Annotated in this window: 10 protein-coding genes; 3 read left to right on the forward strand and 7 right to left on the reverse strand. The window is 69.3% G+C overall.

Annotated features, from left to right (window positions below; translation table 11 throughout):
* Nucleotides 1–663 (reverse strand): response regulator transcription factor (locus tag KDH83_RS26455; RefSeq protein WP_212321150.1); only part of this gene is annotated, 663 nt, incomplete at its 3' end.
* 351 nt (nucleotides 664–1014) lie between these two features.
* On the reverse strand, nucleotides 1015–1506 hold the full coding sequence (locus KDH83_RS26460) for a hypothetical protein (RefSeq protein WP_349291673.1): 492 nt from the start codon (nucleotides 1504–1506) through the stop codon (nucleotides 1015–1017).
* A gap of 328 nt (nucleotides 1507–1834) precedes the next feature.
* Between KDH83_RS26460 and KDH83_RS26465 the strand changes: the two genes are divergently transcribed.
* Entirely contained in the window at nucleotides 1835–3073 is a 1239-nt protein-coding gene (locus KDH83_RS26465; protein WP_212321152.1) for an FAD-binding oxidoreductase, read from the forward strand.
* A 36-nt stretch (nucleotides 3074–3109) separates the two neighbouring features.
* Here the strand turns inward: KDH83_RS26465 and KDH83_RS26470 are convergent, their stop codons facing one another.
* Nucleotides 3110–4243, reverse strand: coding sequence for a 3-deoxy-7-phosphoheptulonate synthase (locus tag KDH83_RS26470; protein ID WP_249205372.1), 1134 nt, complete (start codon nucleotides 4241–4243; stop codon nucleotides 3110–3112).
* 250 nt (nucleotides 4244–4493) lie between these two features.
* Here KDH83_RS26470 and KDH83_RS26475 point away from each other — a divergent pair, with 250 nt between their 5' ends.
* Nucleotides 4494–5714, forward strand: coding sequence for an EAL domain-containing protein (locus KDH83_RS26475; protein WP_212321154.1), 1221 nt, complete (start codon nucleotides 4494–4496; stop codon nucleotides 5712–5714).
* Nucleotides 5715–5735: 21 nt separating this feature from the next.
* Here the strand turns inward: KDH83_RS26475 and KDH83_RS26480 are convergent, their stop codons facing one another.
* Together KDH83_RS26480 and KDH83_RS26485 are read right to left on the reverse strand one after the other, a co-directional pair.
* Nucleotides 5736–7391: a mucoidy inhibitor MuiA family protein gene (locus KDH83_RS26480; RefSeq protein WP_212321156.1), complete on the reverse strand. Its 1656-nt coding sequence runs from the start codon at nucleotides 7389–7391 to the stop codon at nucleotides 5736–5738.
* 161 nt (nucleotides 7392–7552) lie between these two features.
* Nucleotides 7553–7852, reverse strand: a complete 300-nt coding sequence (locus tag KDH83_RS26485; protein WP_212321158.1) for a flagellar transcriptional regulator FlhD — start codon at nucleotides 7850–7852, stop codon at nucleotides 7553–7555.
* Between the two features lie 294 nt (nucleotides 7853–8146).
* On the opposite strand from KDH83_RS26485, the gene KDH83_RS26490 reads away from it, so the two are divergent.
* A complete protein-coding gene (locus KDH83_RS26490; RefSeq protein ID WP_212321160.1) occupies nucleotides 8147–8845 on the forward strand; it encodes a DUF2325 domain-containing protein in 699 nt (232 codons plus the stop codon).
* Between the two features lie 31 nt (nucleotides 8846–8876).
* Here KDH83_RS26490 and KDH83_RS26495 read toward each other — a convergent pair whose 3' ends face one another.
* Both KDH83_RS26495 and KDH83_RS26500 read right to left on the reverse strand, forming a co-directional pair.
* Entirely contained in the window at nucleotides 8877–10055 is a 1179-nt protein-coding gene (locus KDH83_RS26495; RefSeq protein WP_212321162.1) for an MFS transporter, read from the reverse strand.
* A gap of 72 nt (nucleotides 10056–10127) precedes the next feature.
* A complete protein-coding gene (locus tag KDH83_RS26500; RefSeq protein WP_212321171.1) occupies nucleotides 10128–10787 on the reverse strand; it encodes a hydrolase in 660 nt (219 codons plus the stop codon).

Consider the following 10787-nt stretch of genomic DNA (forward strand, 5'->3'; position numbering starts at 1 on the left):
GCCGTAGACCGTGCGTATGCCCATGTCGCCGCCGGCCAGCGCGCGCAGCTTGCGGCGCAGCCGGTGCATGTGGGCATCGAGGCGGTGGGTGTCGTAGGCCTCGGCGCTGGCGCCCAGCGCCTCGACCAGGCGGCCGCGCGTCAGCGGCAGCGGCGCGGCCTGGATCAGCGCGCCGAGCAGGCGGCTTTCGGTGTCGGTGATGTCGACGTTGACCTGCGTCGGCGACAGCAGCTGGCGGCGCGCCGGATCGAAGCGCCACACGCCCTCGGCGCGCGCGGGATCGGGCGAGGGCACGACGCGCAGGCGGCGCGACAGCGACACCAGCGTGGCGCCCAGCTCGGCCAGGTTGACGGGCTTGGTCAGGTAGTGGTCGGCGCCCAGGCTCAGGCCCGAGACCTTGTCCTCGCTGAGCAGGCGGCCTGTGAGCATGATGATGCCCATGGCCGGATAGGTGGTGCGCAGGTGCGAGACGCGGCTCAGGCCGTCGCCGTCGGGCAGCATCGCGTCCAGCACGAGGATGCCCGGCGTCACGGCCAGCAGCAGCTGGTCCAGTTCGGACAGCGAGCCCGCGGTGAGGATGGCTTCGCCCAGGCCGAGATCCTGGATGTACTCGGCTATGGTGTCGCGCCAGTCCCCATGATCGTCGACGATGATGATGGTCACGGCGCCGGACAAGCTAGCGATGTGGCCGACGTGGCGTAACGCGCTCCCATGGCAAACACTCTTTCCGCTCCTTTCATGCCTGCGTTCTTATTTATTGGATTGGGATGTCTTGCACGCTCGATGGCAGCCGGGCCGCGCTCGCGACGCGCTCCGGTTTTGACGCAAGCGGAGAATATCATCAACGCCACCGGGGCGACGCGACGCAAATCAAGCCTGCGAGCCATGAACGGGATTGTCCCGGATTGCTCAAAAAATGACCAGTCCGGCGAGCAGGCTGCGCAGCGCCGCCCGCCGGTGCTTGCCGCTCGCCTTATCCACAGAAACTGTGGATAAGGCGAGCGGTTCCTGTCTTCACCCAGGCAGCCGTTCGATCGGCACGCCCGGCGGTATCTTGCGCATCCGGTCGCGTTCGATGCGTTGCGGCGCGAAACGCGTCTTGCGCGACGCGGCATTCTGCAGCAGCACCGACAACACCGAACCCTTGTCCTGGATCCAGTGCGTCTTGCCGCGCAACAATTTCATGGCGTTGTCCGCGGTGCCCAGCTTGTAGGTCATGGCGTTGATCTCCACCGACTTCTTGCCGTTGAAGGCCGACTCGTCCTGTTCGGTGAGGGCGGCGGCGTCCAGATTGCTGCTTTCATGATCCACGCGATAAATGAACTTCAGTCCGCTGTGCGGATCCTGCACGACGATCAGCTTGTCCGAGCCGGATATGTCGGACAGCATGCCGATGACCGTGGACTCGACCAGCTGGTTGCCCCGCTGTTCCTCGGTATAAATAAATATGCTGTGGCGGACGGCGGCCTGGGCCGCCGCGGCCGTGGCGGGGGTAGTACGGTTCATGCTTGGCTTGATCAATGCGGGGCGGGCGCCGCGGCGTCCGCTGCCCGGTATCGGGTTAACGGCGCGTGGGGGGATGAACTTGAGCGTTCTTGGGGAAAAATCTCCAAGCCGCGCCCGCGCCGCGGCGGGAAGGGTGCGCGCAGGATTCCGGCGCGATGGCGGCGTGCTCAGGTCCGCCTGGAGGACCACACGATTGATACTGAGTGTATCAAATGCATGTTGAAGTAACGGCGTGTTCGAAGCCGGGTGGAAACCGGCAATCGCGCGCACGCGGATTCCTTGCGGGATCTGGCTTGTCGAATGGAATACGCGGGCGCATCATGCGCCGATGAAAAAAAACGATGTGATTGTCCTGGGAGCCGGCATCGTGGGCGTGAGCGTCGCCCTGCACCTGGCCGCGCGCGGGCGCGCGGTGACGCTGGTGGACCGGCGCGGTCCCGGCGAAGAGACCAGCTACGGCAACGCCGGATTGATCGAGCGGGCCAGCGTGATTCCCTATGCCTTTCCGCGCGACCTGCGCAGCCTGCTGCGCTATGCGCTGAACAACCGGCCCGATGTGCGCTATCACCCCGGCTTCCTGCCGCGCGTCGCGCCCTGGCTGGCGCGCTATTGGTGGCATTCGGCGCCGTCGCGGCTGGCGCGCGCCGCGCAGGCCATGCTGCCGCTGATCGAGCGCAGCGTGGTCGAGCATGACGCGCTCAAGGACGAGGCCGGCATCGCCGGCCTGTTCCGCCGCACGGGCTGGATCGACGGCGCGCGCAGCCAGGCCGGCCTGGACCAGGCCGCCGCCGAAGCCGCTTCGCTGTCGTCGTACGGCTTGAAGCACCAGGTGCTGGATCGCCAGGCGCTGGCGGCGCTGGAACCCGCCCTGTCCGAGCGCATGGTCGGCGCGGTCCATTGGCTGGACCCGGTCAATGTGTCGGATCCGGGCGCGGTCACGCGTGGCTATGCGGCCTTGCTGCAGCGGCGCGGCGGGGTGTTCGCGAACGGCGACGCGCGCAGCCTGCGGCAGGACGGCGGCGGCTGGCGGGTGGACACGGCCGACGGCCCGCTGCGCGCGCGCGAGGCGGTGGTGGCGCTGGGCCCGTGGTCCACCGATGTGCTCGGGCCGTTGGGCTATCGCGTGCCGATGGCGGTCAAGCGCGGCTATCACCAGCATTTCGCGCTGGAGCGGGGCGCGGCGCTGACGCGACCGGTGGCCGATATCGACAATGGTTTCGTGATGACGCCCATGACGCTGGGCCTGCGCCTGACGACGGGCGCCGAGTTCGCTTCGCGCGACGCGCCGCCGACGCCGGTGCAGATCGGCCGGGTCCGCGCGCTGGCGGAACAGCTGGTGCCGCTGGGCGCGGCCGTGGAAGCGCAGCCCTGGATGGGCTGCCGGCCCTGCATGCCGGACATGCGTCCGGTGATTGGTCCGGCGCCGAACCACCCGGGGCTATGGCTGTCGTTCGGCCACGCGCATCATGGCTTCACGCTGGGCCCCGTGACCGGCCGGCTGCTGGCCAGCCTGATCACGGGCGAGGCGCCGGACGTGGATCCGGCGCCCTACGCGCTGCGCCGCTGAGGCGCGGCGCGGGGGGGGGCGTGGGATGGCGGCGCGTCAGGCCTTGCCGGCGCGCGCTTCGCGGCGCTGGCGCACCGCCTTGGCCAGCGCGTCCAGCACCGGCGCGGTCTGCGACCAGCCCAGGCAGGCGTCGGTGATCGACACGCCGGGGCGCAGCGGCTGGCCGGGGGTGAGATCCTGGCGGCCTTCCTCGAGATGGCTTTCGATCATCACGCCGGTGATGCGCGCGTCGCCGCCGGCCAGCTGCGCGGCCACGTCCTGCGCGACCTCGACCTGGCGCAGGTGCGACTTGTTGGAATTGGCGTGCGAGAAGTCGATCATGACCTGCTCGCGCTGGCCGGCCTTGCGCAGCACCGCGCAACAGGCGTCCACGCTGGCCGCGTCGTAGTTGGGGCCTTGCTTGCCGCCGCGCAGGATCACATGCGTGTCCTGGTTGCCGCGGGTTTCGAAGATGGCGGCCATGCCCATCTTGGTCATGCCCATGAAGGCGTGCTTGGCGCTGGCGGCGACCATCGCGTCGGCGGCGATCTGCACGCCGCCGTCGGTGCCGTTCTTGAAGCCCAGCGGGCAGCTCAGGCCGGAGCTGAGCTGGCGGTGGCTGGGGCTTTCGGTGGTGCGCGCGCCGATGGCGCCCCAGGCGATCAGGTCGGCGATGTATTGCGGGCTGAGCAGGTCCAGGAATTCGGTGGCGATCGGCAGGCCCAGACCGCTGACGTCCAGCAGCAGCTCGCGCGCGCGGCGCAGGCCTTCGTTGATGCGGAAGCTGCCGTCCAGGCGCGGGTCGTTGATGTAGCCCTTCCAGCCCACGGTGGTGCGGGGCTTTTCGAAGTACACGCGCATGACGATGAGCAGGTCCTGGCGATGCTGGTCGGCGGCGGCGCGCAGCAGGCGGGCGTACTGCATGGCCTGGCCGTGATCGTGGATGGAGCAGGGGCCGACCACGATGATCAGGCGGTCGTCGCGGCCGTGCAGCACGTCGGCGATCTCGGTCCGGCTGCGTTCGACCAGCGTCTGGATCTCGTCCGAGACCGGCAGTTCGTCCTGCAGCAGCGCGGGCGAGATCAGCGGGCGCACCGCGGCGATGCGGGTGTCGTCGATGCGGGTGATGTCCTGGGTGGAATCGGCCGCGCCGACCTCGCGGTCGTGCAGGGGATCGTCAATGCGGGTCAAGGGAAGCTCCGTGCCATAGATGCGGAAAGACCGCCATTATCGCACCCCCGACCGCCCGAAGGTTGCCATCCTCCGTCCGATGGCGCAGGCCGGCGGGCGCCGCGCCATCGGCCATGCGTGCGCCTTCAGTCCCGAATTTAAGCCTATCAGCGGTGAATTTGCATTAACCCGTCGGCATGGCGGACACGGCGCGCGCGGATGCCGTAGCATTGGGGGCAGACAAGATACGCAGGCTCCAGGACAGCGCAAGATGCCCAAGACCGAAGCCGGCCCCGCCCGTCGCATCCTCCTGGTCGAGGATCATCCGGTCGAGCGCGCCTATCTGCAGAACATGCTCCTGGCCCTGGGCTGCCGCCGCGTCGCGGGCGTGGGCAGCGGCGCCGAGGCGCTGGCGGCCCTGACGCGCCAGTCCTACGACGTGCTGATCAGCGACATCGCCATGGGCGAGGGCGATGGCACCCGTCTGCCCAACGAGCTGCGCAGGCTGATGGACTCGGGCCGTCTGAAGCGCATGCCTCCCATCATCTGGATCAGCAATCTCAGCGACGAGCTGCGGCATTCGCATGTGCGGCTGGCCTTGCAGGCGGGCTGTCCGTCGGCGCAGGCGCTGGCCAAGCCGGTGTCGCGCTCGGTCATGCAGCAGGCGTTGAAGACGGCGCTGCACGATATCGACGATCCCGACCTGTCCGGCCGCGCCTCGGCCGGTCCGGCGCCCACGCGGGCCGAGTTGCGCCGCGCGCTGGGCACGGGCGAGGGCATGAGCGTGGTGCTGCAGCCGCAGCTCAACCTCACCACCGGCCGCATGGTGTCGGCCGAGGCGCTGTCGCGCTGGGACCATCCGACGCTGGGCACGATCTCGGCCGGCGACTTCGTGCCGGCCGCGCACAGGCTGGGACTGGATCGGGTGCTGTTCGAACGGGTCACGGGGCAGGTGCTGGAGGTGCTGCGCCGCATGCACGGCGAGCGGATCGAGGTGCCCATCGCCATCAATGCCTCGGCGGCCACCTTGTGCTCGCCGGACCTGCCGGCGCAGCTTGAGCAGCTGGTGGCGCGGGCGGGGCTGCCGGCGCGGCTGGTGAAGGTGGAGCTGACCGAGGATGAGCCGGTGAAGGACTGGCTGGCCCTGTCCTCGGTGCTGAACCTGCTGCGGGTGCGCGGCTTCGAGCTGGCGATGGACGATTTCGGCGCCGGCATCGCATCCATGCGGCTGTTCTCGGCCATGCCCTTCACCGAACTGAAGATCGACCGCGACTTCATCGTCCACATGCATCGCGAGCCGGCCTCGCGCGCCGTGGTGGCGGCCGCCATCGAAATGGGGCGGGCGCTGGGACGCCGGGTGATCGCCGAGGGCGTGGAGCAGGAGCGCGACATCCTGCTGTTGCGCGAGCTGGGCTGCGAGCTGGCCCAGGGCTTCGGCATCTCGCCGCCGCTCGCGCCCGACGCGTTCATCGCGTTCCGGCGCCAGCACTGAGGCCGGCGCCGGAACCTGGCGTCAAAGGCCGGACACTTCGATATTGCCCGGGTAGTCGACCGAGAACTTCAGCACGGCCTCGCGCGATTTGCCGGGCTCCAGTTCCCAGTTCCAGACCAGCTTGCCGTCGTCCTCGCGCTTGATGTCGCGCTCGGACGGCGACAGCAGCTTGACCTCGATCTTCTCGTTGCGCGAGACCGGCAGCCGGTCCTTGAACGAGACCTGCTCCTTGGTCGACTTGTTGTTCTTGACCGTGATCTTGTACTCATAGGTCACGCGCTTGCCGTTGCCGGAGAAGCCGGTGCTTTCGGTGTAGCGGTTGACCAGCTGGCGCTTGACCGAGATGCCTTCGTCCGCGCCCATCGCCAGCTCCAGCTTTTCGCCGGGCATCACGGCCTTGAGCCGGCTGGACGCCACGAAGGCGTCATCCAGGAAGGTGTTGAGCGTGCCGGCCAGGAAGGGCATCTCGGTGCCGTTGCTGGCATGCGCGGTCAGGAAGGCCGCTTCGCGCAGCGACGGCGTGGATTGATACTGCAGCGTCGCCGGCAGCTTGACCGTGGTGATGGCCACGCGCTGCGTGCTGTTGTCCGACGGCAGCGTGACGGGCGCCTGGATCTGGAACGAGGCGCTGGTGGCGCCCGACTGGAGCTCGGCGGTTGCGGATGCCACCGCTTCGGGCTGGGGCTCGGGCTGCGCCGCGGCGTCGAAGGCCTGTTCCTGCACGGCCATCTTCTGGCGCGCCATCTGGCGCGCTTCGCTCGCCGCGGCCGGCGCGGGACGCGGCGCCGCCGCGGGCATGGGAGGCGGCGGAGCCGCCACGTCCACGACCCAGGGCGTCAGCGCCGGCGCGCCGCCGCCCAGCGAGGGACGGGCGGTCGACAGGGTGAGCTTGACCTTGTTCCAGTCTTCGCCGGTGGTCTGGTTGATGACGCCGAAATAGCCCAGATCCACGCTGCGGTCGGAGGCGCGCAGGCGCGCGTCGTAGGCCGGCGTCCACTGGGCGCCGGCAACGGCATAGGAGAGATTCAGGTCCAGCTTGCCGGGGCGCGCCAGCATCACGCGCAGCGTCACGGTCTTGCTGCGGCGACCCTGGCGGTCTTGCAGCTGGCTGTACTCATTGGCCAGCGCCTGCCGCTCGTGCTCGATGTCGGTGCGCTGTTCCTCCACGCGCCGCAGCCCGGCCAGCGCTCGGCTCAGCGTGTCGGCGCTCAGCGACTGGACCGCCTTGAGTTCATCGAGCGAGGGGCGGGCGCCGTCCTTGCCGGGCTGGGTGGCGCCTTGCTGGATCAGGGCCACCAGTTCGCGCTGGTTCTCCAGCACGGCGGCCTCGTCGTCCAGCGCGGCCTTCTTGTTGTCGAGCTGATTGATCTGCAGCTCGAGCTGCCTGAGGCGTTCGTTGGGCGTGTTCGCCTCGTAGGCGGTGCGCACCTTCACATCCAGCAGCGTGGCCTGGCCGGTGCTCTTGGCCGCGACCTGCAGGGAGTTGTCCTGCAGCGAGGCGGGCAGCTTGTCCAGCACCAGCTCGTGCTCGCCGGCGGCCAGCTCGGTGCTGGCCTGGCGGGTGACGACGGCGCGGTCCTGGTAGACCGTCACGGCGCCGATGGCCGAGGGCAGGGCGGCGGCCGCGCTCAGGCCGGGGAGGGTGGCGATGGACAGAGCCAGGAGGGTACGTCGCATGGTGGCGCCTATTGATCTGTGGAATCGGAAGCGGCGCGGACGGACTCGCCCTGCGCCGGGGGCTAAATGTACACGGCGCGCAAGGGGCGGGCTTTACAGAAGGTGGCAAACGAAACCATGCGATACCGCCCCGATTGCCGGGGCGTCAGGGCGCGGCTTTTCTATTCCTGGATCACGGCCGTCGCGGGCGTGTCGGCCCGCAGCGTGGCGCCCATGCCCTGGCTCAGCATCGACAGCAGCAGGGCGGGAGCCATGTTGAGCTGGGCCAGCAGCACGCTGCAGCGGGCCAGCCTGGCCAGGTCTTCGTGATTCTGGCGTGTCAACCATGCGCAGGCCTCGGCCGACAACTGCATGCCGGCGATGGCGGCGGCGTTGCCGCTGCGCGCGATCCGCTGCAACAGCAGCAGATACATGAGGTTGGTTTCGTGGATGTCGCGCAGAAGTTCGGTGGATCTCGGCATCGGGCACCCCTTACTTCGTTGTGTCCGCGGACCGGATTCGTGGCAGGCGCGGAGCAAGGCGCGGCGCGTCCTTGGAAGGGCGTCTGCGCAAGCCTGTCGCTGGCCTGGCTGCCGATATGGTTTGTCGATCATATTTAAGCGACCGGGGGCCGTCAGTAATGGATTTCCCTGTGTTCAATTCATACATATGTTAATTTTGTAAAAGAGACTAATTCGCATTTATAATGCCGCCCATGTCCAGCGGCGCATGCCGTCCGCCGGGCTGTCTCCTTCCTCCAGCAGCCGGGGTGCGCGATGGGTCTTTCTTCCGATGAGCGTCAGCAATTGCAGCGCGAGCATGCCGCCTTGCTCGCGGCCTACGGACGCGTGCAATCGCATTGCAGCCGGCTGCTGGCCACGCAGGCCGGACGCATCGAGCGGCTGGAAAGCGAAAACCTGCAACTGCGCGCCCGCCTGATACGCAATGAGACCTTGCTGTCCTGGGAGCGCGAGGACCGCGCGGCGTTGGAGCGCGCCGTGCCGGGATTGCCGCGCCGCGCGGCCCTGGCGCGCCGCGTCGGCCAGTTGATGGAGAGGGTGCAGGCGCTGATGCGTGAGCGCCTGGCCTGGCAGGACAGGCTGGTCGCGCCGGCCCCTTCAACCGTGGCGCGGCGACCCGAGGCGCCACCGCGCCAGGCGCCGGCCGTCGCCGTCGCGCTGCGCGAGAAGTCCGTGCTGTGCGTGAGCGAGGACGCGATGGCCCTGATGCTGACCCGCAAGGTGGTCGAAATGGCCGGCGGCCGCTACCAGGGCCGCAGCGGCAAGGAAGACGCCGATACGCTGGAGGCCAGCCTGGTCGCGGCCGATCTGGTGATCTGCCAGACCGGTTGCGTCAGCCACGGCGCCTATTGGCGGGTGCGCGACCATTGCACGCGCACCGGCAAGGAATGCGTGCTGGTGGACAGGCCCGAGGCGCTCGACTGCCTGCGGCCGGCGGAAACGGCGGGGCGCTGACGGCGCCGTCCGCGCCTGCCGGCGCGCCGGTTCAGTCCGCTCCGGCCGGCCGTGACGCCCGCGCACGGCGCAACAGCGGCACCGCGCCCAGGGCGCACAGCGCCATCACCAGGAAGCCGCCGGGCGCATAGTGCCGGTACAGCGCGCCGCCCAGCTGGATGCTGGCGAACATGAAGACCCCGCCCGACAGCAGCGCGTACAGCGCGATCGCCGAGGTCTTGGCCGTGGCCGGCGCGCGCGCGGCGATGTGCCACATGATGGCCGCGTTGTTGCCGGCCAGCGTGAAGCATTGCAGCAGCTGCAGGGCGGCGATCGCCGCGGGGTCGGCGGTCAGCGCCAGCCCGGTCCACCGGATCGCCGTCATGACGGCCGATATCAGGATCAGCCGTGGCGCGCCGACGCGCGCCAGCGCCTTGGGCGCGGCGAAGAAGAACAGCACCTCGCTGACCACGCCCACCACCCACAATAGTGATATCAGCGCGGTGGACAGGCCCTGGGCCGTCCAGTGCAGCGTCGAATAGGAATACAGGAAGCCGTTGCTGGCCTGCACCAGCGAGGCGGCGGCGATGCACAGCAGCAGCGGGCGGTCGCGCAGCACGGCGCGCATGGGCGTGACGCCCGGCGTCGCGGGCGCGGCGTCCAGCGCGGGCCGCGCGGCCCGGGGCAGCAGCCGCAGCATGGCCAGGCAGGCCACGATCATCAGCATGGGCAGCCACATCACCCAGTTCACGCCGTGGGTCTTGATCAGGTAGCCGCCGCTGACCGTCATCAAGGCGAAGCCCAATGAGCCGCAGGCGCGGATGATGGTGTACGAATTGCCCTGGCCGCGTCCGCTGGCGATCGCCATGCGGTCCAGCAGCGGCAGCACCGAGGGGAAGACGGCGTTCAGCAGCAGCGTGACGGCGAACAGCCAGGCCGGCGTGGCGGCCAGCGGATAGCAGGCGTAGAGCAGCAGCGAGCCGATCAACGCCGCCGCGATCAGCGCATGGGCGCGGCCGGTCTGGTCGGCGACGTGGGCGACGGCGGGGGTGGACAGGATCTTGGGCAGCAGCGCAGTGGCGACGATCAGGCCGATGAAGGCGCTGTCCAGGCCGCGCTCGGCGAACCACAAGGGTAGGAAGGGGATGCTGACGCCCTGCAGGCCGTAGTACAGGAAGTAGAACCCGTGCAGGGCGATGGCGCCCTGCCGGGCGTCGGGGTTGCCGCGCATGGCTGGAGGGGGACGAAGGCAGGAATGAAGCCGCGTAGCATACTCCTCCCGCCCGGTCCCGTGCCTTGACGCCTACCAGGGCAGCGGGGCCTTTTCGCCGTTGCCGTGCTCGCCGTAGTAGATGGACGGCAGGAAGCGCGACAGGTAGGTGAATTCGGTATAGCAATGCCGCAGCAGCGCCAGGCCCAGCTCGTCCGCCGCGTCGCGCTCGGGCTGCGCGCTGGACTTGCCCAGGTAGAAGCGGCTGCGCAGCACGCAGCCGAAGGGCGTGTCGCGCGCCAGGTGCACCATGTCGCCGTCCAGCGGATCGCCGTGCGCGTCCAGCTGCGCGTGGTCGCCGAAGCCGATGCGCGCATAGACGGCGGCCGAGACGTCGCCGGCCTCGGTGGCGGCGCGCAGCCGGGCGTCGCCGAACGCCTCGGCCGGATCATGGAACTTCAAGCGCGCCGCGACGGGCGGGATGTCGGCCAGCGATTCGACCGCGTGGATCGACGCGCCCACATAGCTTTCACCGCGCCGCCAGTGGCTGTTCCAGCCACGATGCTCGACGTGGTCGTGCGGATGCCACCACTTGATGTGCTGGGTGGTTTCGAAGAACTTGAACCACCAGTCCAGCATGCGGCCCTTGCAGCCGTGCAGGTCCGTGCGCACGGCCACCACCAGCAGGCCGTTGTCCAGGCGGGTGATGCCGGTTTCCAGGCGCAGCGGGGCGGGGTCCAGCAGGGGTTGCAG

It is taken from the genome of Achromobacter sp. Marseille-Q0513, assembly GCF_018195695.1.
GTDB lineage: Bacteria > Pseudomonadota > Gammaproteobacteria > Burkholderiales > Burkholderiaceae_B > Achromobacter.